The organism is Clostridia bacterium, from assembly GCA_024685775.1.
Classification (GTDB): Bacteria; Bacillota; Clostridia; order Christensenellales; family CAG-1252; genus CAG-1252.
Genome location: JAIKVL010000033.1, coordinates 65,840 through 90,962, shown reverse-complemented (window position 1 = coordinate 90,962; position 25,123 = coordinate 65,840). Strand labels below are relative to the sequence as shown.

Sequence of the window (25,123 nt, the reverse complement as noted above, 5' to 3'; positions counted from 1 at the left end):
TCAACTCAATCAGATTACAAGCAAACTTTGTTATTATTGTTATCTCATAAAGAATTAGACAAACAAAAACTGTTGTTAATTAACGCGCATATTGATACCCCAGAAGCATTCTATAAATTGCTCGTAATCTATCTTACGGATAAGAGTTCTTTAGCAGAGTTTGTTAGTTTTTTAAAAACCAACATAAAATGGAAAGGAGAATACAAACAAAACAATGGCGAGTTATTAAATAGAATAACAATGTTAGATCCGCAAAAGGCAACTGAGTTAGAAAAATGGGCAAACTAAAGAATATCGAATTGTTCTATAAGAATAGGAGATTTGTTTCGACACACAATAATAATATAAATTCATCTGTAAAAAAACTAATTAGGATGATGATTTATGAATTTGCTCGCAAGAGAAGTGGTTTGATGAAACAGGAATCGTTAAAGGATTCCATTTGTTACAATTAATTCGTTTATTCTTTTCCCTCAAACAAGTTGACGAGCATATCGGTGACGAGGCGGCGCATCGATGCGTAATCGATATAGGCGTGGCGGTCGTAAATCTCCTCGTGGGCGATCGACTGGACGACGTTCATCGCCGCGTGGACTTTTTCATAGGTGTTCTTCTCGGGATAGCCGAGCTCGAAAAGGCGCGCGGACATCTTCTTCGTGACCTCTTCTTCGAGATCGGAGAAGCGGGAAGCGACGACTTCGTCTTCCGAGGAAAGCGAGTGCAGGGTTGTGTGCATCGCGGCGTTGTTTTGGTGGACGAGGATCGCGTAATCGATGACGCTCGGAATGATCGAGGCGAAGTCGAGCGAAGTAATTTCCGAAAGGAGCGAGAAGATCGGGGTAAAGACGTTCTCGATATAGATCTCCATCGCGCCGAGAAGGATGTCGCGCTTGTCGTGGAAATATCCGTAGACGATGCCGGTCGAGACGCCGGCGGCTTTTGCGATCTCCGCGGTGTTCGTGCTGAAATAGCCTTTTTCCGCAAAAAGGTCGTAGCCTGCTTTTATGATGCGCTCTTTTTTCTCGATAGAACGTTTTTGTTTGGGTTCCCGAATCGTTTCCGCCATACTTCTCCGCTCCGAAAGGTTTCTTACAGTATACTCGAAAATCGAGAAAAAGTAAATAGTTTTGCCCGAGGGAAAAAAGAGGGGGGAGGGCGCGGCGCTCGCCGATCCTTTCGAAATCGACAAAATGAAAGATACTTCCGCGCTCTTCGCGAAAATCCGACGCGCGGCGGCAGGTATAATCGGATTATGAAAAACCGACTTTTGCGCGGCGCGTCGTATTGCCTCGCCGCTTTCGCCGCGACCTATCTTTTCTCGCGCGCTTCGCTTCCTTTCTCTCTTTCGCCTTTTTATTCGGGCGTGTTTTTTCTTTCGATTTCCGCGGGGCAGAGCTTTTTTCTCGCCGCGCCCGTCTTTCTCGCCGCCACGGCGCTCGCTTTTCCGTCGATCCCGTATTTGATCCGCTCGATCGCGATTCTTTTCGGCGCGGGACTCGTCCTTTCCCTTTGTCGGCTGAGACGCCGCCGCTTTCAAGGGGCGTACGCCGTCCTTCTCTGCTTTCTGACCCAGCTTGCGGCGCTTCCGTTTCTGCCGCTCAGCGATTACGTCTCCTTTTTCGCTTCGGACGCGCTGTCTTCGATGGTTTCGCTTCTTGTCGTCCGATCCTCGTTCGCGCGGCGTTCGCGGCGTTTTTCGTTCGGCGAGATCGAAAAATTCGTCGCGGGTCTTTCCCTGTTCGCGCTCGGCGCGGGCGCGTTCGCGACGCAGGCGTTCGGCATAACGCCCTATGCTTTTTTGCTCGCCGCGTTGATCCCGCCTCTTTCCTGTCTCGGCGCGGAAGGCGCCGTCTTCGCCTTTTGCTTTTCCCTCGGCGCGATCGTCTCTTCGGGGGAATGCGCGCTTGCGCTTCCAGTTTTTCTCGCGCTATCCGTCGCGCTCGTTTTCAAAGAAAGGCGCGTTCTTTGCGCGTTCTGCGTCCTCTTTGCGGAAGCCTGCGTCTCTTTTCTTTATCGCCCGCTCGTGTCGCCGTATAATTTCGCGCTGACGGTTTCGGGCGGTTTATTCGCCGCGTTTTTACCCGCCGAGTGGGGAAGCGCGCTCGCGCTTCGCTTCGGGAAAGGGAGCGGCGTTTCGGCGCGCGCCGTCGTCAATAAGGCGCGGCTCGACCTCAGCGGAAAGCTCGGATTCGTCTCGGACGCGCTTCGAAAGACTTCGGGTAATTTGTCCTTTTACGTTTCTTCCGCGGAGACTTCGGACGCCGCGCGGCGCATCTCCCGTTCGCTTTCGCGGTCGCTCTGCGAAGGGTGCGAGGGCTATAAGGATTGCTCGAAGCAAGCGGGCGGGGAAACTTCCGCGCTGTTTGAAGACACCGTCTGCCGCGCGATCGAAAAGGGAAAAGCCACGATCGTCGACATCTCTCCCTATCTCGGCGGGAACTGCCGAAAGATCAAGAGGATCTTGGATGACCTAAACGAAGCCGTTCTCTGTCTTTCGGAGGAGAGCGAGCGGGCGGGCGCGCTCAAAGAAGAGAGGGAAGCGATGGCGGTCGGTCTTGCGGGGATCGCGGGCGTCTTGGACGTCTTGAAAAAGGAGACGCGCCGCGTCGTCACCTTCGACGGAAAGCGGGAAAGGAAGATTCTCTCTTCGCTTGCGGCGGAAGGCGTCTCCGCTTCGGACGCGATGGTCGTCGAGGACGGAGAATATTTGTCGGTCACGGTTACGCTTCCCGAGCGCGACGCGGAAGATCCTCGCGCTTTGCGCGCGGTCGCGCGCGCCGTCGGCGTCCCGCTGACGCTCGAAAGCGTCGGATTCGCGGGCGCGGGGCAAGCCTCCGCAACCTTCGAACGGGCGCCTGCGTTCGACGCGATCGTCGGAGAAGCCGCGATGCGTAAAGAGGGATCGGAGCGCTCGGGCGACGTCAAAAGCGTAACGAGGATCCGCGGCGATCGGATCATGGTCGCGCTGTCGGACGGAATGGGCAGCGGCGGCGAAGCCTTTTCGGGGGCGAACGCCGCGATCGGACTCGTGGAAAACTTCTATAAAACGGGCGTGGACGAAAAAGTCGTCCTGCCGCTTATCAACCGCCTTTTGACCGTTCGAAACGACGGCTCCTTTCAAACCCTCGATATGTGCGTCGTCTCCCTCAGAACGGGCGAAGCGGATTTCATCAAGCTTTCCGCGCCCGAGTCGGTGATTTGCCGCAGAGAGGGAAGCGAGATCGTCGAAGGGGGCGCGCTCCCGCTCGGCATTTTGCGCGAGATTCGCCCCGCCGTTTCGAGGAGAAAACTAAACCCCGGTGACGTCGTCATCCTTTCCACGGACGGCGTTACGGACGCGATCGGAGCGGACGGAGTCGTCCGCGTGGCGGAGAGTTGCCGATCAAATAACCCGCAGACGGTGGCGGATGCGGTGCTTTCGGACGCGGCGTACGTTTCGGGGGAGGATGATAAGACGGTGATCGCGCTGCGGCTCTTTCGCCGCGTAGGCGAATACAGATAGCGGGCAAATCCTTTGTTTACTGATTTCGGATCGTGCGGTTACGTACGAAGAGTACGTGCCCGCGCGATCCTCATCGAGCCTCGAATTTGCCTCCCTCTTTGTATTTGCATTGTGAATTCGGAGAGGCTTGCGATTCTTCTCCGCCGAAATAGAGTTTTCGGAATAATGGGAAGTAATTCGCGCTCGCCGGGGTTGCGTGACGTCGTCCACGCGAGCGGAATGAACGGTTGTCGGTTGGTTTTTTGAGAAAAAGCCTCGAATTTGCTGTTCGGAGCGGGGATTCCTTCGGGTTTTCCCGCGGTTTTCGGGGGAGGGGCGAAATTGGATATTTCGGTGAAAAACAGTTGTATTTATATTTCTTTATATGATAAAATGATAAAACGAAAAAAAGCAGGAGTGTTTTTTATGTTGGATTTTATGATCGGCGCGATCACCAAGCAAGCGCGTGAAGTTATTGCGAACGTACTCATTATTTTGATGACGGTCCTTTCGGTCGCCATTATCGTCGTCGTTATGATGCAAGAGGGCGAGTCGGGCGGCGTGTCCGCGATCTCCGGCGGCAGCAGCGACACTTTCTACGGCAAGAACAAAGGTCGCAGCAAGGAGCAGATTTTGAAGCGCGTGACGTTGATTCTCGGCGCAGTGATGCTTGTCGTTTCCGTCGTGTTCTTCGTCGTAAAGCCTTTCTGATCAAGAAAATCAGACGTTTTGCGGGGGCTTTACTGCCCCCGTTTTTTTAGGAAAAATGGAAAACGTTAAGATCGTTGCTCAAAATAAAAAAGCCTATCACGACTATTTTATAGACGAGACCTACGAGGCGGGCGTCGTCCTCGTGGGAAGCGAAGTCAAGAGCGTCCGCGGCGGAAAAGTCAGCTTTGCGGACAGCTTCGTTTCGATCAAAAACGGCGAGGCGATCCTCGAAAACTTTTATATCGCGCCCTATGAAAAAGGAAGTTTCTATAACCCTGAATCGAGGCGCGACCGCGCCTTGCTTCTGAATCGGCGCGAGATCGATCGTTTGCGCGCCGCCGTGGAGCGAAAAGGCTACACGATCGTCGCCACGAAGATCTATTTGAAGCATTCTCTCGTCAAGTTCGAGATCGGACTTGCCAGAGGCAAACACAACTATGATAAGCGAAATGCTTTGAAAGAAAAACAGCTCGAACGGGAAGCCGAACGGGCAATTTAGGAGGAATTATGGAAAAAGAAAGTCTTTGTTTGCACGCGGGATATACGCCGAAGAGCGGCGACGCGAACGTGCTTCCCATTTATCAATCGACGACCTACGCTTACGACACGCCGGAAGAGCTCGCGCACCTGTTCGACGTCCCGAAAGACGGTCATATTTACTCGCGCATTTCCAACCCGACGACGTCCGCGTTTGAGGAAAAAGTCGCCGCGCTCGAAGGAGGCGTCGCCGCGATGATGACTTCGTCCGGGCAATCCGCCACGCTTTCCGCCGTCCTGACCGTCGCGCAAAGCGGAGATAATATCCTCGCGTTCCCGACCATTTACGGCGGAACGTTCAACCTTTTGAAGGTGACCCTCGCGAAGATCGGGATCGAGTGCCGCTTTATAAACCCCGGAATGACGGATCAAGAGATCGAGGCTTTGATCGACGATAAGACCAAGTTGATGTTCGGCGAAACCATCGCGAATCCCGCGATGACGATCTTCGATTTCGCGCGTTTCTCGCCGCTTTGCAAAAAGTACGGGATCCTTCTTTTCATCGATAACACGCTCGCGACTCCCTGCCTCGTTACGCCGATCAAGTACGGCGCGAACGTCGTCATCCACAGCACGACGAAGTATCTCGACGGGCACGCGGTCGCGGTCGGCGGTCTCGTCGTGGACGGCGGCAATTTCGAATTCCGCGGCAATCCGCGTTACGTCGATTTCTACACGCCGGACGAGAGCTACCACGGCACGGTGTACGTGGACGAGGGCGGTCCCGCGGCGTTCGCTTTGAAGGCGAGAATGCAGCTTATGCGCGATATCGGCGTCTGCCCGAGCCCCTTTAACGCTTGGCTCGCGAACCTCGGCTCCGAGACGCTGCACCTCAGAATGAAGAAGCACAGCGAAAACGCGATGTTTATCGCGCGCGCTCTCAAAAAGAATCCCCACGTCTCTTGGGTCAAATACTGCGGTTTGGAAGAAGACGAGAATCACGCGCTCGCGGTGAAGTACTTCGAGGGCGGATTCGGCGGAATGGTCTGCTTCGGCGTTAAAGGCGGCAGAGCCAAAGCCGCGGACTTTATCCGCAACCTGAATTTCATTCGTCAATTGACCCACATCGCGGACAGCCGCACCTGCGTCCTGCATCCCGCGTCCACCACGCACCGCCAGCTTTCCGATCAGGATTTGATCGATTGCGGGATCAGCGAGGATTTCATCCGCCTTTCGGTCGGTCTCGAAAACGAGAAGGACATTTTGGCGGACATCGAGCAATCGCTCGCGAAATAAAAGCCCCGAAAGGGGGAAGGAGAACTTATGCCGATCGTTATACCGAAGGCGCTTCCCGCGTTTCAAATTTTATCCGATGAGAACATTTTCGTTATGGGAGACGTTCGCGCTTCTTCGCAGGACATTCGCCCGATCGAGATCGCGATCGTCAATTTGATGCCCACGAAAGTGGAAACGGAAACGCAGCTTTTGAGGCTGGTCAGTAATTCTCCTTTGCAAGTCAAGGTCACTTTGATCAAGACCGATACCTACACGCCGACGCACGTCTCCGGGACGCACCTCATGCGGTTTTATAAGACGTTCGACGAGATCAAAGCACGCCGTTTCGACGGGCTCATCATCACGGGCGCACCCGTAGAGACCATCGAATTCGAGGACGTCAAGTACTGGAAAGAACTCGAAAGCATTATGGCTTGGGCGGAGAAAAACGTCACGTCTACGATGTTTATCTGCTGGGGAGCGCAGGCGGGACTTTATTACCATTACGGCGTGAAAAAACGCGTGCTTCCGAAGAAGCTTTTCGGCATTTACAAGAATTCCGCCGTCGATCCCTACGATCCTCTTTTGAAGGGCTTGGACGACGAGTTTTATATCCCGATGAGCCGCCATACCGAGATCGAAGAAGAAGCGGTTCTCGCTTGCCCCGATCTCAAAGTCCTCGCGCGCGGCGCCGATTGCGGGATCTCGATCATCAAGAGTCGCGACGATAAAAAGATCTTTTTGACCGGTCACTCGGAGTACGATCGCGACACGCTTTTGAAAGAGTATCAGCGCGATCTGAACAGGGGCGATAAGATCGATCCCCCCGTCCACTATTTTAATGATCGCGGCGACGCCGTCAACGTCAGTTGGAAGAGCACCGCGAATTTGATTTTTTACAACTGGCTGAACTATTACGTCTATCAGGTTACGCCCTATGATATCGACGAGATCTGAGGGAGCGGTCGTCGTCAACGCCTATTGGCGCGGCGGCGACGAAGGCGCGCGCGCGATCTCGCGCGCGTTGTCGGATCTCGGACTTTCCGCGCCGCTCGTTACGGCGGGCGATCTTTTTATGCGGGTGGAAAACGGAGCGAAAGGAAACGCGCCGTTTTCTTTTGCCGTCTATCTCGATAAGGACGACGCAGTCGCGCGGCTTCTCGAAGAAAAGGGCGTCCGGCTCTTTAACTCCGCGGAATCGATCCGCCTCGCGGACGATAAAATGCTGACCCATATCGCCCTTTTGAAAGCGGGCGTCCCGCAACCGAAGACGATCCCTTCGCCTTTGTTCTTCGCGGGAGAGGACGACGGCGATTTTATAAAGAAGGTCGAAAATGAACTCGGATTCCCCGTCGTCGTGAAAAATTGCTACGGCGCGTTCGGAAAGCAGGTTTTTCTCGCTCGTAACGGCGCGGAACTTGCGGAGCTTCGCGCGAAACTTCTTCGCGAAAAGCATTTGTATCAGGAATTTATCGATTGCGGCGCTACCGATCTCCGCGTCATCGTGATCGGCGGGAAAGCCGTCGCCGCGATGCGCCGCCGCGCCGTAAAAGAGGGCGAATTCCGCGCGAACGCCGAACTCGGCGGAATTGGGGAAAAGATCGAACTCACGGCGGAACTCGCTTCGATCGCCGAAAAAGCCGCGAACGCGCTCGGCTTGTGTTACGCGGGCGTGGATCTTTTGGAGAGAAAGGGCGGATATCTTCTGACGGAAGTCAATTCGAACGCGCATTTCAAACTCATTCAAGCCGTAACGGGCGTGGACGTCGCGCGGCTTTATGCCGAATATATCGCGCGCGCGATCAAAGAATAGGAGGGTTCATATGACCGAAAAGGAATTCGATTGGGACGTTACCGATTACACCGATCCCCAATGCCCGTTCTGCACGGACGGATTTACGTCGGACGACGTAAAACCGATCGACGTGCGTCGCGCGATCGAGAAACTGGACGAATACCTTTCGCGTAACGATTTCGCGTCCGCGGAGCGTCATTTGGCGTACTGGATCGAGGAAGCGAAATTCGGGAAGGACGAGCGCGGCGAATTCTCCCTCCGCGAAGAGCAGATGGGACTTTTCCGCAAACTCGGCAAGAAAGAAGAGGCGATCGACGCGGCGGGCAGGGCGCTTTCCCTCGCGAAAAAGCTCGGGATCGAGGATTCCGTCGGGGCGGCTACGGCGTTTTTGAACGCGGCGACCGTCTATAAAGCGTTCGGGCAAGCCGAGAAGGGCATCCCCCTCTTTGAAAAGGCGCGGGCGATCTATGAAGAAAAACTCGAAAAGACGGATGAACGTCTCGCGGGGTTATACAATAATTTCGCGCTCGCCCTCGTCGATCTGAGACGGTTTGGGGAAGCGCGCGCCCTGTATGCGCTTGCGCTGGACGTGATCGGAAAAAAGGAAGGCGGCGAACCGGAGCAGGCGATCACCGAGCTCAATCTCGCGTCGCTTGCGGAAGCGGAAAACGGGCTCGACGGAGGCGCGGAAGAGATCGAATCGCACCTCGAAAAAGCGGAAACACTCCTCAAAAAAGAGGGGCTGAAAAAGGACGGAAATTACGCGTTCGTCGCGGAAAAATGCGCGTCCGTTTTCGGATATTACGGGTGGTTTATGACCGAGTCGGAACTCAAAGCCGAAGCGGAAAGAATATACGGAGAGAAGAAATGACGGGTCTTGAAATCGCGGAAAAGTACTATCGCACGTTCGGAGAAAAGATGCTCTCCGAGGAATTCCCCGAGCTGAAAAGCATCGTCGCGGTCGCGTTGATCGGGAGCGGTTCGGAGTGTTACGGCTATGACGACGAGATCTCCAAGGATCACGATTTCGAGCCGGGCTTTACGATCTTTCTCCCGCCCGAAGAGGTCGTGGATCGAAAGACGGCGTTTCGCTTGGAGAGAGCGTACGCGAAACTTCCGGACGAATTTATGGGGCTGAAACGAAATAAGGACGTTTCCTTCGACGCGGGCAGAAAGGGCGTCGTTCGCGCGGCGGACTTCTTCCTTCAAAAGGTCGGAAACGCGGAAGGAGATCTTTCGATCGGGGAGTGGATGGCGATCCCCGAGCATTCCCTTCTCGAAGCGACGAACGGCAAGATCTTTACGGACGAACTCGGTTTGCTTACCGACGTTCGGGCGAAGCTCGCCTTTTTCCCCGAGGACGTTCGCTTGAAAAAACTGGCAGGCTGTTTGGCGGCGGCGGAACAGGCGGCGGGATATAATTACGGGCGGCTTCTCCTTCGCGGCGACGCGGCGGGCGCGCAACTCGCGGTCTTCGAGTACGTCAAACACGCGATGCACGCGGCATTTTTGCTCGAAAAAAAATATATGCCCTATTATAAATGGGTTTTCCGCGCGTTCATCGAGCTTCCGACGTTCGCTTCGCTCAAAGAGGATTTCGAAAGTCTTTTGACGACGGGAAACACGGTCGGCGAATCGATCGAAAAGAAAAGCCGTTTTCGCAGGATCAACGCCGCGCTCGGCGAAGAACTCCGCAGGCAAGGACTTTCCGATTACGACGGTTTACGTCTCGATTCTTTCGCGCAGTGCGTAAACGCGAAGATCAAAGACCCCTCTCTCAGAAACGAACATCTTTTAGCGGGCGCGTAAACGATTCGTCGGCGCGATCTTTCTTTTGAAAACGGCGCGGTTCCTCGGCTCTCGGCGGGGATCCGCGCTTTTTATTCGACGGTGACGGACTTCGCGAGATTTCTCGGTTTATCCGCGTCGCATCCTCTGTACTTCGCGATATAATACGAGAATAATTGCGTCGCGACGCAAGACACGGCGGGAGAAAAGACGGCGGGGCATTTCGGAATCCGAAGAAAGCGGTCTGCGCCGAAATCTTCCGCGCGATCCTCGTTCGTGACGACGATCGTCTGCGCGCCGCGCGCCTTAACTTCGGCGAGGGAGGACGCGTTTTTCTCTTTCAAAGCGGGATTCGTCGAGATCATAAAAGCGTAAACGCCTTTTTCCATCAGCGCGAGCGTCCCGTGTTTGAGTTCGCCCGACGGATAGGCTTCGGAAGAAAGATAACTGATCTCTTTGAGTTTCAAACTCCCCTCTTTCGCCGCGTAATAGTCCGCGTTTCTTCCGAGAAAGAAGACGGTTTTCGCGTCTTTTACGCGGAGGCAAAGTTCCGCGACGGACTTTTCAAGTTTTAACGCTTCCCGCGCTTTTTCGGGAAGAAGGAAAATTTCCTCTTTATATCGTTCGAGATCCGTTTTCGTCATTTTCCCCGAAATTTCCGCATATGTCAACGCAAGACGAAGAAGAGCGATCACTTGCGCCGCGTAGGATTTCGTGGCGGCTACGGCGCGTTCCGCTCCGCATCGGGTCAGGATCGCCGCGTCCGACAGGCGAACGAGCGAGGACGATCGAACGTTGCAAACGCAAAGGACTTTCGCGCCTTTTTCTTTTGCTTTCAAAGCGGCTTTCAAGGTGTCCGCCGTTTCTCCGCTTTGGCTGACCGCGATGACGAGAGGGCGATCGCCGCCCTCCCAGCGTTCGGTCAAAAACTCACTTGCGACCGAGTCTTCCGTCCGAACGCCGCAAAGCTCCCGCATCGCTGCTTTGAAAGAAAGCGCCGCGTGATAGGCGCTTCCGCATCCGATCAGGCAAAATCTTCCGAAATTTTCGCGCAAAAGGCGTTTCATCTCTTCTTCCGGATAGCTTTCCGACACGGAAGAAAGAGAAGTCGGGACTTCGCGGATTTCCGAGAGCATAAAAGATTCCGCGTCTTTCGCGCCGAAAGCGCGTTCGAATTCGCTCGTCGTCTCGGGGCGGAACGCGCGCTCCTTTCCGTCGAATCCGAACAAACGGATCTCCCGCGGCGTAATGCGGGCGACTTCTCCGTTCGAAAGCGCGTAATATTTTTCGCAATCTTCGGAGATACCCGAGAGATCGGAGCAAATATAGTTTCCGTTTTTTCCTTCGCCCGCGAGCAAAGGACTATCCTTTCGGACGCCGTAGACGACTTCTTTTTCATAGACGCTGACGACGCCGAGCGCGAACGATCCCGTCAGGTCTTTGACGGCGCGAAGGGTCGCGGAAAGGACGTCGCCCGTGTAGTAAAAATCGATCAGATGCGCCACGACTTCGCTGTCCGTGTCCGAAGAAAGGCAGACGCCCCTCTCTCGCATAAAGCGCGCGAGTTCGAGATAGTTGGTTATGATCCCGTTATGGACGACCGCGAATTTCGCATAGCGCGAGAAAAAGGGATGCGCGTTTTCGTCCGTCGCCGCGCCGTGCGTCGCCCAGCGGGTGTGTCCGATGCCGCATTTTCCCTCGACGCGTTTTTTCAGAAGCGATCGTTCGAGATTTTCGAGCTTCCCGGCTTTCTTTTCGAGGAAGAGGTGCGTCCCGTCCGCGACCGCGATCCCGCTGCTGTCGTAGCCTCTGTATTCGAGATTTTTAAGTCCTTCGATCAGGACGCCGACGGCGCTCCGACTTCCCGCGTAGCCGATGATCCCACACATATCCGATTCCTCCCTTTTTCGCCATAACGTATTATATGCGGGAGAAATCGGTCTTGCGAAAAGGCTCCGATTTCGTTTTTGTGTTACGAAATCTCCGTTTTTTGCATACAATGCCATATGGAAAAATTCGAATTCGGCACGGACGGCGTGCGTGGGATCTACGGAAAGACGATAACGGACGAGGCGGCGTTTCGCCTCGGATTCGCGCTCGGTAGGGAAGGCGACGTTTTGATCGGAGCGGACAATCGCCCCTCGTCGCCCCTTCTTGTCGCCGCGCTTGCGGCGGGCGTGAGAAAGGGCGGGGGAACTCCGATCTTCGCGGGACTTCTGACGACGCCCGCGCTGTACTATTCCCTGCGAGAGAGGTCGGAACCGTTCGCCGTGATGGTGACGGCGAGCAATAACCCGCCCGATCATAACGGTTTGAAAGTCTTTTCGCGCGAAGGAAAACTCGAAGAGAGGGCGCGAAGAAAGCTCGAAGAAGAGACGGCGCGGTGTCCGTTTTCTCTCTCCTATGAGGCGATCGCGCCCGATAGGGAGATCAAGGAAGCCTACGAAGCTTTTCTTTTGCGCTTCGCGGGCGATCTGTCCGGCGTACGACTCGCGGTCGATCTCGCGGGCGGCGCGGGCTTTGCGTTTAAGGATCTTTTGGCGAAGACGGGCGCGGAAGCGCGCCTTTTGAATGCGCGGGAAAGAGGCGACGCGATCAACGAAACGTGCGGCGCGCTGTTTCCTTCCGTCGTCGCGAAAGAAACCGCGGCGTTCGGCGCGTCGCTCGGATTCGCTTTGGACGGGGATGGGGATCGCATCGCGGCGGCGAACGAAAGAGGAGAGGTCCTCGACGGGGATCGGATTGCGTACGTCCTCGCGTGTAAAATGAAAGAGGCGGGGCGGCTGAAAAGAAATAAGATCGCGCTGACCGTGATGACGAACGGCGGCATTCTCGAAAGCCTGTCCGAAAAAGGAATCGAAGCGGTTTCCTGCGCGGTCGGCGACAGCGCCGTCACGGCGACGATGAAAGCGGAAGGATTGAATCTCGGCGGCGAACAATCGGGGCATATCGTCCTCGGCGACCTTTTAATGACGGGCGACGGGCTCCTCGTCGGGCTCGCGCTCGCGAAGATCGTAAAAGAAGAGGGCTCGCTTCCCGATCTTTCGGGCGTAAAAGTCTATCCGCAGGTTTTGAGAAACGTCCCCGTTCGGGATAAAACGCGCGCGCTTTCCCCGCGCGTCCGCGAAAAAGCCGAAACGATCAAGACCGCTTTCGAAAAGGGGCGCGTCCTCGTCCGCGCGAGCGGAACGGAAAACCTCGTGCGCGTTATGGTCGAGCATCCTTCGCGGGAGACGGCGGAAGAAGCCGCGGAAGAACTCGCGCGAGCGATCCGATCGGAAGACGAAAAATAAAAGATTCGGTCATTTTGCCGCGCTTGAATTTCGGGCGCGGCGTTTTTTTGAAAAAACGCTTTACAATTATAGTATTATATTTTATAATGATTTTACTTGCGCGCGTCGCAAGTTTCCTTACTTTTGCGAAAAGCAAAGGTCAATCAAGTCCAAAAGGAGGTAGTAAAATGAATAAGTACGAAGTTTTGTACATCTTGAACGGTGACGCAACGGACGAAGTCAAAGCGGCCGCAGCGGACAAGTTCTCCGCTCTTATCACCGATTTGGGCGGCGCTGTCAGCACCGTGGACAAGTGGGGCATGAGAAAGTTCGCGTACCCCATCAATTACAAGACCGAAGGCTATTACGTTCTTATGAATTTCGAATCGGCTCCCGAAGTTCCCGCGGAACTCGAGCGTCAGATGAGAAACGATGAAAACGTAGTTCGTTTTTTGGTCACGAGAAAGTAATCGGAGGAAATTATGAATAAAGTATTTTTAATCGGTAATTTAACGAAAGATCCCGAAGTTTCGAGCACCAATAACGGTATTCCCGTTTGCAAGTTCACCCTTGCGGTTTCGAGGCGTTTCGGAAACACCGAGACCGACTTCCTTCCCGTCATCGTTTGGAGAGGGCAGGCGGAGAACTGCGGCAAATTCCTGAAAAAGGGCAGCAAAGCCGCGGTCGCGGGTTCGGTGCAAACCCGTTCGTACGACGCGAACGACGGCTCCAAGCGCTACATCACCGAGATCGTTGCCGACGAAGTACAATTCCTTTCCACCAAAGGTATGGAAGGAGACGTCGCTCCCGCTCCCGTTTCCGCGCCGCAATCCGCGCGCATCGGTTCGGCTGTGACGGAAGACGATCTTCCCTTCTGATCAACATCAATTAATTAGGAGTTTGTTATGAAAAATATGGAAGATAAAGGCGCAAAGCGCCCCATGAGAAAACCCGCGAAGAAAAAAGTTTGCATTTTCTGCGTGGATAAAGTAACGGAAATCGATTATAAGGACGTGCAAAAGCTCAAAAAGTTCATCACCGAGAGCGGCAAGATCGCTCCCAGACGTTCCACGGGCGTTTGCGCGAAGCACCAAAGACTTCTCGCGACCGCGATCAAACGCGCGAGAGTGATGGCGCTTTTGCCCGAGCCGGGTTCCGATAAAGAATAATTCGGAAGAAAAAGCGCAGACGGGTATCCGGTTTGCGCTTTTTTTTGATTTTTCACGCCTCGGAGAGAGGCGGCGCGCCGCGTTTGCGGCTCTTCCGAAAGGGAGAAAGGAGAGATTATGGCAGAGATCGTACTCACCAAAGAGGGATATAAAAAGTTAGAAGAAGAACTGGATTTCTATATCAAGCAAAAGAGACCCGAAGCGGCGGAAAGAGTCAAGCTCGCCCGCGAATTCGGCGACCTCAGCGAGAACGCGGAGTATGACGCCGCGAAGGACGAGCAGGGTATCGTCGAAGGGCATATCCGCGAGCTCGAAGAGACTTTGAAACTCGCAAAGGTCATCGACGGCGAAGCGATCGACACGACGACCGTCAGCGTCGGCTGCTTCGTTAAAGTCCACGATATCGAATACGACGAGACCGAAGAATTCAAGATCGTCGGCAGCGCGGAAGCGAACTATGCGGATCACAAGATCTCGAACGAATCGATCCTCGGCGCGGCTTTGATTGGGCATAAGAAGGGTGAAATCGTCGACGTCAAAGCACCCGCGGGCGTAAGTCAATATAAAATATTGAATATCCGCAAATAGAACGAAGCGCATTCGCAAAAAGCGGATGCGCCTTTTTTCCGCTTGCGGTTTTCCGCGGCGAAGAGGAGCGATTATGGAAGAACAAAACACCTTGGAAAATATACAGGAAGCGAAAAAGGTCAGGCTGACGAAGCTTGCCTCTTTGGTCGAGAAAGGCGAAGATCCGTTTACGATCGTCAAGTACGAGAAGACGCATTCTTCCGAAGAGATCAAGAGCGCGGCGGACGAGCTGGACGGAAAAGAAGTCTCGATCGCGGGCAGATTGGTCTCCCGCCGCATTATGGGAAAAGCGAGCTTCGCGCACCTTTTGGACGGAGACGGAAAGATCCAGATCTACGTCAGAAGGGACGATATCGGCGAGAACGAATATATGGCGTTCAAGCAGCTTGATATCGGCGATATCATCGGCGTGAAAGGCTTCGTCTTCCGCACGCAGACGGGCGAAATCAGCGTTCACGCGAAAGGCTACACCCTTCTTTCCAAATCCCTTTTGCCTCTTCCCGAGAAGTTCCACGGTTTGCAGGATACCGACCTTCGCTATCGCCAGCGTTACGTCGACTTGATCGCGAACCCCGAAGTCAAAGAAGTCTTCATCAAGCGCAGTAAGATCATTTCCACGATCCGCGAAGTCTTGGACGGAAAAGGGTTTATCGAAGTCGAGACCCCCGTCCTGAACACGCTTGCCGGCGGCGCGAACGCCCGCCCCTTCATCACGCACCACAACACGCTCGATATCGATATGTATATGCGTATCGCGACGGAGCTTCATTTGAAACGCTGCATCGTCGGCGGCTTCGAAAAGGTCTACGAGATCGGCAGACAGTTCCGTAACGAGGGGATGGACACAAAGCATAACCCCGAATTCACGACGATCGAGATCTATCAGGCGTACGTCGATTATCACGAGATGATGAACATCACCGAAGAGCTTTACACCGCCGCGGCGATGAAAGTCGTCGGCTCCTTGGATATCAACTACCAAGGGCAGGAACTCCATCTCCAAACGCCGTGGGAAAGGCTGACGATGGTCGAAGCCGTCAAGAAGTACACGGGGTTGGATTTCGATAACGATCCGCTTCCCGAGCTGATCGCGCGCGGAAACAAAATGGGGCTCGATATGCCCGAGAGCACCTCTTGGGGCAACGCGCTTTACAATATCTTCGACGCGTTTGTCGAGGAAAAACTCACGGGTCCCGTCTTCATTACCGATTATCCGGTCGAGGTTAGCCCGCTTGCGAAGAGAAAGCCTTCCGACCCCCGCTTGACGGAGCGTTTCGAGTTTTTCATCTGCTCTTCCGAGGGCGGAAACGCGTTCAGCGAGCTCAACGATCCTTTGGATCAGAGGAAGCGTTTCGAAGCGCAAATGGCGGCGAAAGCGCAGGGCGACGAAGAAGCGCAACCCTACGACGAGGATTTCTGCACCGCGCTCGAATACGGAATGCCGCCGACGGGCGGTCTTGGGATCGGGATCGACAGAATGGTTATGTTCCTGACCGATTCGAAATCGATCCGCGACGTCCTTTTGTTCCCGACGATGAAGCCTCTCGGCGAGCGCAAATAACGCCGCGTCCGCTTAAACGTTCCGTTTGATTAGGATCTTTAAGCGGGAAGTTTATACGAAAAGAAGATGGCAAGTTTCCTTGCCGTCTTTTTTATTTTTTTCGGGAATCGCGTAAGCAAAAGTCCCTAAATCGCGTTGCCGTTTCGGTCGGATTCCTTTTTTAGGGGGCGCGGGAACGGGCGTCGTTCGCACGCATTCTCGCGGGTTCGACGGAAAACTCGAATTTTTCCGACGAATCCGACGGAAGGGGGGTTCAGTTTCTATGGATACTAAGTATAATAACTATATCCGTTACCGAATAACGGGCGATAAATCGCAGAAAAAAGGCGTGGTGATCTGCCACGCCTTTTTTCGTTTGCTTTTGAAAAATCAAATCGGGGTTATTCCGCCTTTTCGAGGAGATCCAAAGCGAATCTCAGGCGGCGGATCGTCTCGTCTTTCCCGAGGAGTTCCGCCATTTCGGTCGCGCCGCCGGGGGTCGAAGCTCTTCCCGTGATCGCGATGCGGAAAGACCAAAGCATCTGTCCTTTCTTCATTCCCGCGGCTTCGGCTTCGGAGACGAGAAGATCGTGCAGGACGGTCATATCCCAATTCTCCATTTTTTCGATCGCGGGCAGGGCGGCTTCGATCGCTTTTTTCGCAAGCGCGGCGTCCGTCTTCATCTTTTGATGATTGAAAAGCGCGAGATCGAATGTGCCGTACTCTTCGAGGAAGTCCACGAGAGTGGGAATCTCGGAGAGGATCTCGACGCGGGGGATCAAAAGGGGCGCGAGAAGCTCGTAGTCGTACTTGCCGCCGACCTTGGACGCGTCGAGGAAGGGCTTCGCCGCTTTGATGAATTCGGGCACGGTCATTTTCTTGATATAGTTTCCGTTCAACCAGCGGAGTTTCGCTTCGTCGAAGATCGCGGGAGAGATGCAGACGCCGTCCACGGAGAAGAGGCGGATCAGCTCGTCCATCGAGAGCATTTCCTCGTTATTCTTCGGGCTCCAACCGAGCAGGGCGATATAGTTGACGATCGCTTCGGGCAGATAGCCTTTTTTAACGAAATCGTCGAAATTCGCGTCGCCGTAACGCTTGCTGAGTTTGCGCTCCTTATCCTTCATGATCGGGGGCAGGTGGATGTATTGCGGGCGTTCCCAGCCGAACGCGTCGTAGATCAAATTGTACTTCGGCGTGCTGGAAAGATATTCGTTTCCGCGAATGACGTGCGTGATCCCCATCAGATGATCGTCCACGACGTTCGCGAAGTTATACGTCGGCATTCCGTCGCTTTTCAAAAGGACCGCGTCTTCCATATCCTTATAGGCGACGCTGATCTCGCCGTAGACGAGGTCGGTATAAGAGCTGACACCGTCCGTTTCGGGAATGTTTTGGCGAACGACGTAGCTGTCGCCGCGCGCGAGGCGTTCCGCGACTTCTTCTTTGGAGAGGCGGTAGCAGCGTTTGTCGTACTTGACCGTCCCGCCGTCCGTCATGTCGCGCCCTTTGCAAAAGCAGTAGTACGCGCCGCCGCGGCGAATGAGCTCTTCGGCGTACTTTTTATAGATCGCCTTGCGCTCGCTTTGGACGTAGCTGTCTTCGGAAGCCTCTTTGCCGGGGCCTTCGTCGTATTCGATCCCCGCTTGTTTCAGCGTGTTGAAAATGACGTCCACCGCGCCTTCGACGTAACGACCTTGATCGGTGTCTTCGATGCGGACGATGAACTTACCGCCGTTCGCTTTTGCGAAAAGGTAGGCGTAAAGGGCGGTGCGTAAGTTTCCGATATGCATAAACCCCGTCGGACTCGGGGCAAATCTCGTGCGAACTTCCATAATTTCCTCCGTGTTTATAAGTATAATGCAAAACGGGATCGAAAGCAAATGAAATTACGGGGCGCGCGCGGGGCGGATCTTTGATCCGTAAGGTTGTATTGACAGGTGCGTGCGCGAGGAAGTATAATAAGCGCAACGGTCTTTCGATTCGTCGGAAAAAAGAGGCGGAAAAGTGAGATCGAAAGCGGTTTTTCGCCCATAGGGCGAGGAATGAAAAAAGGAGGAGCGAAGATGCTCGAAATCAGAAATTTAAGTAAGGCATACGGGGCGAAAAAAGCGGTGGACGACGTGTCGTTTTCCGTCGGCGCGGGCGAGCTTTGCGCGTTTATCGGTCATAACGGCGCGGGCAAGACGACGACGTTGAAATGCGTGGCGGGGATCCTCGCGTTCGACGAGGGAGAGATCCTGATCGACGGCGACCCGATCGCGACGCGCCCGCTGGACGCGAAACGCAAGTTCGCCTACATTCCCGACAATCCCGACCTGTACGATTATATGACCGGGATGCAGTATCTGAATTTCATCTCGGATATTTTCGGCTTGTCCGAGGAAGAGCGCAAAACGAACATTTTGAAGTACGCGCGCGATCTCGAACTCTCCGAAGAAGAGCTCGGCGCGCCGATCGGCTCGTATTCCCACGGTATGAAGCAAAAGCTCGCCGTGATCTCCGCTTTGATCCATTCCCCGAAGCTCATTCTTTTGGACGAGCCTTTCGTCGGGCTTGATCCCAAGGCGAGTTTCGTCTTGAAAGAGATCATGCGGGACTTCTGCGCGAAAGGGGGCGCGATCCTTTTTTCCACCCATATTCTCGAAGTCGCGGAAAGGCTCTGCGATCGCGTCGCGATCATCAAGCAGGGCAAGCTCGTGACCTTCGGCAAGATGGACGAAGTCAAGGGAGATTCTTCTCTCGAAGATATCTTCCTCGAATTGGAGGCGTAAGATGCTGAAAGCCCTTCTCAAAAAGCAGCTTCTCGAACTCGGCGCGCAGTTTTTGAAAGACCGCCGCACGGGAAAAAGAAGGACGCGCGGCTCTCTGATTTTATTCGTCTTTATGTTCGCTTTGATCTTCGTCGGGATCGGCGCGATGTTCTTTATGCTCGGCAAGACGATCTTGGCGACGGCGAGCGACGATATGATGAGTCTTTACTATTTCGTAATGGGTCTGATCGCGATCGCGCTCGGGATCCTCGGCAGCGTCTTCAACACCTATTTTTCGGTGTTCGACGCGAAGGATAACGAGCTTCTTCTCTCCCTTCCGATCCCGCCTTCGAAGATCGTCCTCGTGCGCGTGTTTTCGGTCGCGATCATGGCGGCGCTGTATGAAGCGCTCGTCTTGATTCCCGCGTTTCTCGCGCGTGTGATCTATCGCAAAGTCACGGTGCTTTGCGTCGTGAACACGCTGTTGCTCTCCGTCTTCGTGACGGCGTTCGTCGTCGCCTTGTCGATCGCGCTCGGCTTCGTCGTCGCGGCGATCGTCCGAAAGGTCAAAAGCAAGACCGTTTTTACCGTCGCGATCTCGATCTTGATGCTCGCTTTGTATTACTTCCTGTACTTCAAGGCGCAGTCGGCGGTTATGAAACTTATGCAACTGACGACCGTCCCGGAAGCGATCAAAAAGTGGATGTTCCCGTTTTATCATATGGGGGTCGCGGCGGAAGGCAATCCTTTGTCGATGCTGATCTTCTCTTCGATCTCGGCGGGCTTGTTCTTTTTGGCGTATTTCCTTCTGACGAAGAATTACATTCGCTTTTCGACGGCGAAAAAGTCCGCTTCCGTGAAAGCGAAAAAGGGAAAGATTCGCGTGGCGAAAGTCGGGGCTTCGCTTTTGACGCGCGAACTCAAACGGTACGGGTCCAGCCCGAACTACATTTTGAACTGCTCGTTCGGGACGCTGATGATGCTCGTCGCGGGCGTGTTCTTCTTCATTATGGGCGCGAAGATCCGCGCTTTGACGGGCGCGATCGGGCAGGTCTTGCCGAGAAGCGAAGGCTTGATCCTCGCGGCGGGGATCGTCTGCCTGCTTTCCTCGGGAAATGATCTGACCGCGCCTTCCGTCACGCTGGAAGGAAACCGCATTTGGATCTTGCTTTCTCTGCCGATCCGCACGGAGCAGGTTTTCATCGCGAAGATCGCGATGCACGTCGTTTTGACGGTCGTCCCCGTCCTCTTCGTCTCGGCGGCGGCTCTTTACGCGATCGGGGCGAGCGCGCTCTCCTCGGTCTTAATGATCTTTTTGGTCCTCGCGTTTATGCTGTTTACCGCGGAGTACGGCTTGGTTTTGAACCTTCTCAAACCCGATCTCAAATGGACGAGCGAAGTCGTCGCGTTGAAGCAATCGCCAAGCGTCTTGATCTCCGTCTTTTCGGAGTACCTGTTTATGATGGCGCTTATGGCTCTGTATCTTTGGGTCGGTCGATATATGTGGGACGGATTTTACGTCTTGATCCTCGCGGTCTTGTTCGCGGGAGTCGACGTGGGCTTGGCGTATTGGTTGAAAGTGGTGGGGGTTAAGAAGTTCCGCGCCCTTGGTTGAGCGCGGATAAGGGCGCATCTGCTTCGTTTACTGCCTTTGTCGCCGCATGACGAAACGGAAGGAATGACCGGGTGTCGTAAAACCGTTTTTCGGGAAGGGTAACCTTTCAAAAGGAGATAATATGAATAAAATCGTGGAAGAACTCAAAAAGGTCGGCGTGTTTTATATCGCGACGGTCGAGAAAGATCAGCCGAGGGTTCGCCCGTTCGGAAGCGTTACCGAATTCGAAGGGGAAGCGTTTATCTGCTGCGGGAACTTCAAGGAAGTCTATAAGCAGATCGCGGCGAATCCGAAGGTGGAACTTTGCGGAATGTACGATCAAACTTCGTGGCTTCGCGTTACGGCTACGCTCGTAGAGGACGATCGGATCGAAGTCCAAGACGCGGTTCTGGCGGATCCGACCGGTCCGAAAGGACTTTATACGGCGGGCGACGGTCGCTTCGCCACGTTCAAACTGACCGACGCGAAAGCGGTCAAATTCAGCTTTTTCACCGCGCCCGAAGAGATTCGATGAGCGATCTTTCTTGGTGCGTCGAATATCTCGCGAAGCAAAACGGGGAAGATCCCAGCGCGTTTTCTTCGAGCGAGGAGACGTTCCGCGCGCTGCAAAACGTCACGATGCCGTTTTCGCTCGGCGATGAATTTTACGAGAGGCAGGACGCCGTCTTGCAAACGATCCTTGCGTCGAAAAAAGTCGTTTCCGCGGGCGAGATCGAATCGATCGAGGGGAAGATCTGCCTGTATCAAGGGGATATCACCCTTCTCGCGGTTGACGCGATCGTAAACGCTTGCAATCGCAGGTTGCTCGGATGCTTCGCGCCCGGGTGTCATTGCGTGGACAACGCGATCCATTCCTTCGCGGGTTTGCAGGTCAGGCGGGATCTGATGAAGGTCATGAAAGAGCAGGGGCATGACGAGCCGAACGGAAAGTGCAAGGTTACGAAAGGCTATAATCTCCCCGCAAAGTACGTTTTCCATACGGTCGGACCTATTTATTCGGGAAGTGAAAAGGACGCCGAGGATCTCAAAAGCTGCTACGAGTCGTGTTTGAGAAAAGCGAACGAAACGGGGCTTTCTTCCCTTGCGTTTTGCTCTTTATCGACGGGCGTTTTCGGCTATCCGAACGGGGAAGCCGCCGCGATCGCGGTCGGCGCGGTGCGCGCCTTTCTTTCGTCCGAAAACCGAAGCCTTGAAAAGGTCGTTTTCTGCGTTTTCTCCGAGCGGGATCGGCGCGCGTATCAAGCGTTGCTGTCGCCGAAAGAATCTTCTCACGCGGAGTAAAGGCTTACCGGATTCATTTTAATACAAAAAGGAGAAAGGAATATGTTCGGAATGAAGATCCAAATGAATGAAGAAAAGATCCTGCGGGAGAACGTCATCAATCTGAAGAAGGTGTATCAGGCGATTGACGAGATCTTCGACGAAGCCGGGTTGCGTAAGGGTGAGATTGAAGAAGGCGGTGTCTTGACGTATTGGGGAAACGACAGCAATGAGGATTGGGGCAGATGTACTGCTGCTTATATGATACTTTGTAAGAACCCTTGGTTTGAACCCAACTGCAAGGAATTACTTTTGGGTTCTGACGTAGAAACAACGAACGGCGAGTGGGAATGGGAATCGCTTTCGGAAAGTTCGATTTGAAAGGATAAAAAGGGGCTCGCCCCCTTTTTTTCGTTTCGTTTCGTGCTATTTCGCGCTTTTGCGGAATAGCATATTTTTATGAGCGTCGTCTTTTTTCTGATGGTTTTTTCTTCGATCGGATATATACTTTTCACGGATCCCGAAGGGGCGATCTCCGCCGCGCTTGCGGGCGCGGAAAATGCCGTCGCGCTGTCGATCAAGATGCTCGCGGTCTACGCCTTATGGCTCGGCGTCCTCGGCGTGATGCAAAGAAACGGCGTAACGAAGGCGGTTTCGCGCCTGTTTCGCCCTCTGACGAGGAGATTATTCAAGGGGGAATCGGACGAGGCGCACGATCTTATTTCCCAAAACCTCGCGGCGAATTTCCTCGGAGTGGGCGGCGCCGCCACACCGCTCGGGATCCGCGCGACCGCCTTGATGCAGGGGGAAAAGGAAGAGGCGACGGATAACGCCGTCCTTTTTATCGTCTTAAACGCTTGCGGCGTGCAGTTGATCCCGGGGACGATCATCGCCCTGCGCGCGGGCGCGGGGAGCGCGTCGCCGTCCGATATCTTTTTGCCGACCGCGCTTTGCACTCTTCTTACGGCGGGGATCGGCGTTTTGCTTTGCTTTCTCTTTCGCAGACGGAAATGAGCGTCTACGTCCTTCCCGCGTTTATCGGGTTGAATTTTTTGATCGCCGCCATTCGCCGCGTCCCCGTGTTCGATGCGTTTATCGAGGGCGCGAAAGGCGCGGTTCGCCTTGCGGCGGATCTTTTTCCCTATCTTGCCGCCGTCCTGATCGCGGTGTCGCTTTTCGAGTCGAGCGGTCTGTCTTCCGCGCTCGCTTCCTTCCTTTCGCCCGCCTTTCGCGTCTTGGGGATCCCCTCGGAACTCACCGAACTCATCGTCGTCCGCCCGATGAGCGGCTCCGGTTCCCTCGCGCTTCTGTCCGACGTCTACGCGCGTTTCGGCGCGGATAGTTATCCGGCGCGCGTCGCGAGCGTCATCGTCGGAAGCAGCGAAACGGTGTTTTACGTCGCGGCTTTGTATGCGAGCGGAACGAAGATCAAAAAATATAAAGGCGCGATCGCGATCGCCCTTGCGGCGACTTTTGCGGGGACGGTTTTTTCCTGCTTGCTTTGTCGCGTTTTATAGTATAGTTTTTCGCCGTTCGTCCATAATTCGGATATCAAAAAAAGGAGGGTGACGCATGAAGTACTATCACACCGGCGAAAAACCCGGCGACGGCGTTTACAGCTGCACGAACTGCGGCACGGACGTCTGCCTCGGCAAGAACGACAAGATTCCGCCTTGCCCGAAATGCACGAATACTTCTTTCACCAAGGAGTAAGGGGAGGGCGCGCCGCGCCCGCTACATAGCGCGACGGTTTCGCATTCGTTTGCGTAGATTGCGTTTTTCGGCGGATAGTAGGCTTCCCGAACGAGGGTCTTCGTCGTGACGCCGTTCTTCGTTCGGACGAGGTACAGGCGGCTTTTGATCCCTTCTCTTCCGGGAGAAAGCTGCTTTGCTTCGAGCGAGGCGGGAGCGCCGTCCTCGGTTAGGGCGCGAAAGGGGATCCTCTCCGTGACTTCGCTTTGAAGCGTGACCGAGCCTTCTTTCCTTTCGCCGAACAGCGCGAACGTCAGCGCGCCCTCTTCGATCTTCGCCGCGAGATAGACGGGGTGGGGCGTGTCGTTCGTAAAGGTAAAGTCGATCGCGGAAGAGACGGTGCAGTCTCTCGCATAGGGGACGTAGGAGACGGGGCGGGAATGCGCCGCGGCTTTCCCGATCGGAAGAGAGGAGAGCAGCGCGGCGTTATAAAGGGTCGTGCTGACTTGGCAGACCCCGCCGCCGACGCCTTTAACGAAGTCGCCGCCGACGACGACGGTCGCGATCCGAAAACCCCTCTCTTCCGTCCGTTCGCCGACCGCTTCGTTAAAGGAAAAGGTCTCGCCCGCGCCGAGGACGGTCCCCGAGATCGCTTCGGCGGCGAGTTTCAGATTATGTCGCCTGTTTTCGCCCGAAGTGTGAAAGTAGGTCGTAAATCTCCCCATTTCGCGCGTTCGGGCTTTGAGATCCGAGACCGTAACTTCGGGTCGAACCGAAGCGGAAAAGACTTTCGCTTCGCCCTTTCCGTCGAGCGCCGCCGCGACCCTTCGCCCGAGCTCGTCCGAGGGGATCTCCCGCCCATCGCGCGCTTCGTAGTAGATGAAAGGGGAAGAGAGATCTTTCGTCCATTCCATCGCGGCGGACAAAGGATCGATCCTTTTTCGCTCGCACGCCGCCGAAAGGAAATCGCCGAGTCCTCGCGAAAGATAGTTCAGCGATTCCTTTTCCCCGTAACGCGCGCGCAAGTCTTTATAAAATCGAAGATACCCGCCGTGTTTGACCGCGCGGCGGCTTACGATCGCGTCGATCCTGATCTCTCCCTCGAAAACCGTCTCTCCGTCGATCGCGACGGTCAGGGGCTTTTTGACGTAAGGCGCGCTCCCTCCGAAGAGGAGAAGAAAAAGCGCGGCGAGGAACGCCACGGCGACGAACTTTTTCATTTTTGCGCGGAAGTTCTCGGCGAGGTCGCCCAAAGAAGCGCGCCGATCCAACCGAGGATCGTTACGCCGAGCAGGGCGTTCAGCGCGAAGATCAGCCATTTCCCGTCTCTTCCGCTCTTAAACGCGATCACGGTCGGCACGAAGTACAAAAACAGCGCGGCGACGACTAAGACGGCGAGTAAAACGTACGACCAAATTTTCATAAACATACCTCGCGCATAGTATGTCGGCGTTTTGAAAAATTATTGAAACGGTTTTGCCCGCAGACGAATTATTAAAAAATCTTAAAAAATGCGGAAATTGTCGAACAAAGCGAAAATCCTTGAAAAAACGGTTGTGGTTGAAATCGAATAAAACCACAATATCTTGTGTTGACGAATTTGAAAAATCGCAATATTTTGTAATTTTTCCTATTGACAAAGGCGGGTTCGGTTGCTATACTAAACGAGTACGAAATTTTTGAGAAGCGGGAGACCCGCTATTTGGA

Annotated in this window: 27 protein-coding genes; 23 read left to right on the top strand and 4 right to left on the bottom strand. The window is 54.4% G+C overall.

The features are described from left to right. The coding region (locus tag K5753_06555) for a hypothetical protein (protein MCR4726858.1) at positions 1-288 on the top strand (288 nt) is incomplete at its 5' end. A 172-nt stretch (positions 289-460) separates the two neighbouring features. Here the strand turns inward: K5753_06555 and K5753_06550 are convergent. After that, positions 461-1,066, bottom strand: coding sequence for a TetR/AcrR family transcriptional regulator (locus K5753_06550; protein MCR4726857.1), 606 nt, complete (start codon positions 1,064-1,066; stop codon positions 461-463). A 186-nt stretch (positions 1,067-1,252) separates the two neighbouring features. On the opposite strand from K5753_06550, the gene K5753_06545 reads away from it, so the two are divergent. From K5753_06545 to K5753_06510, 8 genes are all read left to right on the top strand, one after another. After that, positions 1,253-3,502, top strand: a complete 2,250-nt coding sequence (locus tag K5753_06545) for a SpoIIE family protein phosphatase (protein MCR4726856.1) — start codon at positions 1,253-1,255, stop codon at positions 3,500-3,502. 405 nt (positions 3,503-3,907) lie between these two features. Beyond that, positions 3,908-4,192, top strand: coding sequence for a preprotein translocase subunit SecG (gene secG / locus K5753_06540; protein ID MCR4726855.1), 285 nt, complete (start codon positions 3,908-3,910; stop codon positions 4,190-4,192). Between the two features lie 55 nt (positions 4,193-4,247). Continuing rightward, the gene (gene smpB, locus K5753_06535) at positions 4,248-4,691 is read left to right on the top strand and encodes an SsrA-binding protein SmpB (GenBank protein ID MCR4726854.1); all 444 of its coding nucleotides are present in this window, start codon (positions 4,248-4,250) and stop codon (positions 4,689-4,691) included. Positions 4,692-4,699: 8 nt separating this feature from the next. Continuing rightward, positions 4,700-5,965, top strand: coding sequence for an O-acetylhomoserine aminocarboxypropyltransferase/cysteine synthase (locus tag K5753_06530; protein MCR4726853.1), 1,266 nt, complete (start codon positions 4,700-4,702; stop codon positions 5,963-5,965). A 27-nt stretch (positions 5,966-5,992) separates the two neighbouring features. After that, positions 5,993-6,901 carry a homoserine O-succinyltransferase gene (gene metA / locus K5753_06525; protein ID MCR4726852.1) on the top strand — a complete coding sequence of 303 codons (909 nt, stop codon included), beginning with the start codon at positions 5,993-5,995 and terminating at the stop codon, positions 6,899-6,901. Continuing rightward, on the top strand, positions 6,882-7,757 hold the full coding sequence (locus tag K5753_06520) for a RimK family alpha-L-glutamate ligase (GenBank protein MCR4726851.1): 876 nt from the start codon (positions 6,882-6,884) through the stop codon (positions 7,755-7,757). The genes metA and K5753_06520 overlap by 20 nt, the downstream gene beginning before the upstream one ends. Positions 7,758-7,767: 10 nt before the next feature. Further along, positions 7,768-8,610 (top strand): tetratricopeptide repeat protein, encoded by an 843-nt coding sequence (locus K5753_06515; GenBank protein ID MCR4726850.1) that lies wholly within the window; start codon positions 7,768-7,770, stop codon positions 8,608-8,610. Further along, on the top strand, positions 8,607-9,548 hold the full coding sequence (locus K5753_06510) for a DUF4037 domain-containing protein (GenBank protein ID MCR4726849.1): 942 nt from the start codon (positions 8,607-8,609) through the stop codon (positions 9,546-9,548). The genes K5753_06515 and K5753_06510 overlap by 4 nt, the downstream gene beginning before the upstream one ends. A 71-nt stretch (positions 9,549-9,619) precedes the next feature. Here the strand turns inward: K5753_06510 and glmS are convergent, their stop codons facing one another. Next, the gene (gene glmS / locus K5753_06505; GenBank protein ID MCR4726848.1) at positions 9,620-11,416 is read right to left on the bottom strand and encodes a glutamine--fructose-6-phosphate transaminase (isomerizing); all 1,797 of its coding nucleotides are present in this window, start codon (positions 11,414-11,416) and stop codon (positions 9,620-9,622) included. 117 nt (positions 11,417-11,533) lie between these two features. Between glmS and glmM the strand changes: the two genes are divergently transcribed. The 6 genes from glmM (at position 11,534) to lysS (ending at position 16,117) form a co-directional block, all read left to right on the top strand. Beyond that, positions 11,534-12,820: a phosphoglucosamine mutase gene (gene glmM, locus K5753_06500; protein ID MCR4726847.1), complete on the top strand. Its 1,287-nt coding sequence runs from the start codon at positions 11,534-11,536 to the stop codon at positions 12,818-12,820. Positions 12,821-12,987: 167 nt separating this feature from the next. Further along, entirely contained in the window at positions 12,988-13,269 is a 282-nt protein-coding gene (gene rpsF, locus K5753_06495; GenBank protein MCR4726846.1) for a 30S ribosomal protein S6, read from the top strand. 12 nt (positions 13,270-13,281) lie between these two features. Then, the gene (locus tag K5753_06490; GenBank protein ID MCR4726845.1) at positions 13,282-13,677 is read left to right on the top strand and encodes a single-stranded DNA-binding protein; all 396 of its coding nucleotides are present in this window, start codon (positions 13,282-13,284) and stop codon (positions 13,675-13,677) included. A gap of 27 nt (positions 13,678-13,704) precedes the next feature. Further along, positions 13,705-13,968: a 30S ribosomal protein S18 gene (gene rpsR, locus K5753_06485; protein ID MCR4726844.1), complete on the top strand. Its 264-nt coding sequence runs from the start codon at positions 13,705-13,707 to the stop codon at positions 13,966-13,968. A gap of 117 nt (positions 13,969-14,085) precedes the next feature. Beyond that, a complete protein-coding gene (gene greA, locus K5753_06480; GenBank protein ID MCR4726843.1) occupies positions 14,086-14,556 on the top strand; it encodes a transcription elongation factor GreA in 471 nt (156 codons plus the stop codon). A 73-nt stretch (positions 14,557-14,629) separates the two neighbouring features. Next, a complete protein-coding gene (gene lysS / locus K5753_06475; protein MCR4726842.1) occupies positions 14,630-16,117 on the top strand; it encodes a lysine--tRNA ligase in 1,488 nt (495 codons plus the stop codon). Positions 16,118-16,497: 380 nt separating this feature from the next. On the opposite strand, the gene gltX is transcribed toward lysS, so the two are convergent. Beyond that, positions 16,498-17,931, bottom strand: a complete 1,434-nt coding sequence (gltX, locus tag K5753_06470; protein MCR4726841.1) for a glutamate--tRNA ligase — start codon at positions 17,929-17,931, stop codon at positions 16,498-16,500. 231 nt (positions 17,932-18,162) lie between these two features. Here gltX and K5753_06465 point away from each other — a divergent pair, with 231 nt between their 5' ends. The 8 genes from K5753_06465 (at position 18,163) to K5753_06430 (ending at position 23,437) form a co-directional block, all read left to right on the top strand. Continuing rightward, positions 18,163-18,870: an ABC transporter ATP-binding protein gene (locus tag K5753_06465; protein MCR4726840.1), complete on the top strand. Its 708-nt coding sequence runs from the start codon at positions 18,163-18,165 to the stop codon at positions 18,868-18,870. 1 nt (position 18,871) lies between these two features. Further along, the gene (locus tag K5753_06460; protein ID MCR4726839.1) at positions 18,872-20,464 is read left to right on the top strand and encodes a hypothetical protein; all 1,593 of its coding nucleotides are present in this window, start codon (positions 18,872-18,874) and stop codon (positions 20,462-20,464) included. A gap of 121 nt (positions 20,465-20,585) precedes the next feature. Then, the gene (locus K5753_06455) at positions 20,586-20,978 is read left to right on the top strand and encodes a pyridoxamine 5'-phosphate oxidase family protein (GenBank protein ID MCR4726838.1); all 393 of its coding nucleotides are present in this window, start codon (positions 20,586-20,588) and stop codon (positions 20,976-20,978) included. Continuing rightward, a complete protein-coding gene (locus K5753_06450) occupies positions 20,975-21,745 on the top strand; it encodes a protein-ADP-ribose hydrolase (protein ID MCR4726837.1) in 771 nt (256 codons plus the stop codon). Before K5753_06455 ends, K5753_06450 begins: the two co-directional genes overlap by 4 nt. 42 nt (positions 21,746-21,787) lie before the next feature. Next, complete coding sequence (locus K5753_06445) at positions 21,788-22,105, top strand: hypothetical protein (GenBank protein ID MCR4726836.1); 318 nt, start codon at positions 21,788-21,790, stop codon at positions 22,103-22,105. A gap of 78 nt (positions 22,106-22,183) precedes the next feature. Further along, on the top strand, positions 22,184-22,738 hold the full coding sequence (locus tag K5753_06440) for a spore maturation protein A (protein MCR4726835.1): 555 nt from the start codon (positions 22,184-22,186) through the stop codon (positions 22,736-22,738). Beyond that, the gene (locus K5753_06435) at positions 22,735-23,241 is read left to right on the top strand and encodes a spore maturation protein (protein ID MCR4726834.1); all 507 of its coding nucleotides are present in this window, start codon (positions 22,735-22,737) and stop codon (positions 23,239-23,241) included. The genes K5753_06440 and K5753_06435 overlap by 4 nt, the downstream gene beginning before the upstream one ends. A gap of 55 nt (positions 23,242-23,296) precedes the next feature. Beyond that, positions 23,297-23,437 (top strand): zinc ribbon-containing protein, encoded by a 141-nt coding sequence (locus K5753_06430; protein MCR4726833.1) that lies wholly within the window; start codon positions 23,297-23,299, stop codon positions 23,435-23,437. Positions 23,438-24,632: 1,195 nt separating this feature from the next. On the opposite strand, the gene K5753_06425 is transcribed toward K5753_06430, so the two are convergent. After that, positions 24,633-24,845: a superinfection immunity protein gene (locus K5753_06425; protein MCR4726832.1), complete on the bottom strand. Its 213-nt coding sequence runs from the start codon at positions 24,843-24,845 to the stop codon at positions 24,633-24,635. Positions 24,846-25,123: the final 278 nt, after the last annotated feature.

Coding starts and splice junctions, on each gene's coding strand:
- metA (MCR4726852.1), top strand. CDS start 5,993: ATGCCGATCGTTATACCGAAGGCGCTTCCCGCGTTTCAAATTTTATCC.
- K5753_06460 (MCR4726839.1), top strand. CDS start 18,872: ATGCTGAAAGCCCTTCTCAAAAAGCAGCTTCTCGAACTCGGCGCGCAG.
- K5753_06450 (MCR4726837.1), top strand. CDS start 20,975: ATGAGCGATCTTTCTTGGTGCGTCGAATATCTCGCGAAGCAAAACGGG.
- K5753_06435 (MCR4726834.1), top strand. CDS start 22,735: ATGAGCGTCTACGTCCTTCCCGCGTTTATCGGGTTGAATTTTTTGATC.
- rpsF (MCR4726846.1), top strand. CDS start 12,988: ATGAATAAGTACGAAGTTTTGTACATCTTGAACGGTGACGCAACGGAC.
- smpB (MCR4726854.1), top strand. CDS start 4,248: ATGGAAAACGTTAAGATCGTTGCTCAAAATAAAAAAGCCTATCACGAC.
- K5753_06520 (MCR4726851.1), top strand. CDS start 6,882: ATGATATCGACGAGATCTGAGGGAGCGGTCGTCGTCAACGCCTATTGG.
- K5753_06440 (MCR4726835.1), top strand. CDS start 22,184: ATGAGCGTCGTCTTTTTTCTGATGGTTTTTTCTTCGATCGGATATATA.
- rpsR (MCR4726844.1), top strand. CDS start 13,705: ATGAAAAATATGGAAGATAAAGGCGCAAAGCGCCCCATGAGAAAACCC.
- glmM (MCR4726847.1), top strand. CDS start 11,534: ATGGAAAAATTCGAATTCGGCACGGACGGCGTGCGTGGGATCTACGGA.
- K5753_06510 (MCR4726849.1), top strand. CDS start 8,607: ATGACGGGTCTTGAAATCGCGGAAAAGTACTATCGCACGTTCGGAGAA.
- lysS (MCR4726842.1), top strand. CDS start 14,630: ATGGAAGAACAAAACACCTTGGAAAATATACAGGAAGCGAAAAAGGTC.
- gltX (MCR4726841.1), bottom strand. CDS start 17,931: ATGGAAGTTCGCACGAGATTTGCCCCGAGTCCGACGGGGTTTATGCAT.
- glmS (MCR4726848.1), bottom strand. CDS start 11,416: ATGTGTGGGATCATCGGCTACGCGGGAAGTCGGAGCGCCGTCGGCGTC.
- K5753_06455 (MCR4726838.1), top strand. CDS start 20,586: ATGAATAAAATCGTGGAAGAACTCAAAAAGGTCGGCGTGTTTTATATC.
- K5753_06550 (MCR4726857.1), bottom strand. CDS start 1,066: ATGGCGGAAACGATTCGGGAACCCAAACAAAAACGTTCTATCGAGAAA.
- K5753_06430 (MCR4726833.1), top strand. CDS start 23,297: ATGAAGTACTATCACACCGGCGAAAAACCCGGCGACGGCGTTTACAGC.
- K5753_06530 (MCR4726853.1), top strand. CDS start 4,700: ATGGAAAAAGAAAGTCTTTGTTTGCACGCGGGATATACGCCGAAGAGC.
- K5753_06445 (MCR4726836.1), top strand. CDS start 21,788: ATGTTCGGAATGAAGATCCAAATGAATGAAGAAAAGATCCTGCGGGAG.
- greA (MCR4726843.1), top strand. CDS start 14,086: ATGGCAGAGATCGTACTCACCAAAGAGGGATATAAAAAGTTAGAAGAA.
- K5753_06425 (MCR4726832.1), bottom strand. CDS start 24,845: ATGTTTATGAAAATTTGGTCGTACGTTTTACTCGCCGTCTTAGTCGTC.
- K5753_06465 (MCR4726840.1), top strand. CDS start 18,163: ATGCTCGAAATCAGAAATTTAAGTAAGGCATACGGGGCGAAAAAAGCG.
- secG (MCR4726855.1), top strand. CDS start 3,908: ATGTTGGATTTTATGATCGGCGCGATCACCAAGCAAGCGCGTGAAGTT.
- K5753_06545 (MCR4726856.1), top strand. CDS start 1,253: ATGAAAAACCGACTTTTGCGCGGCGCGTCGTATTGCCTCGCCGCTTTC.
- K5753_06515 (MCR4726850.1), top strand. CDS start 7,768: ATGACCGAAAAGGAATTCGATTGGGACGTTACCGATTACACCGATCCC.
- K5753_06490 (MCR4726845.1), top strand. CDS start 13,282: ATGAATAAAGTATTTTTAATCGGTAATTTAACGAAAGATCCCGAAGTT.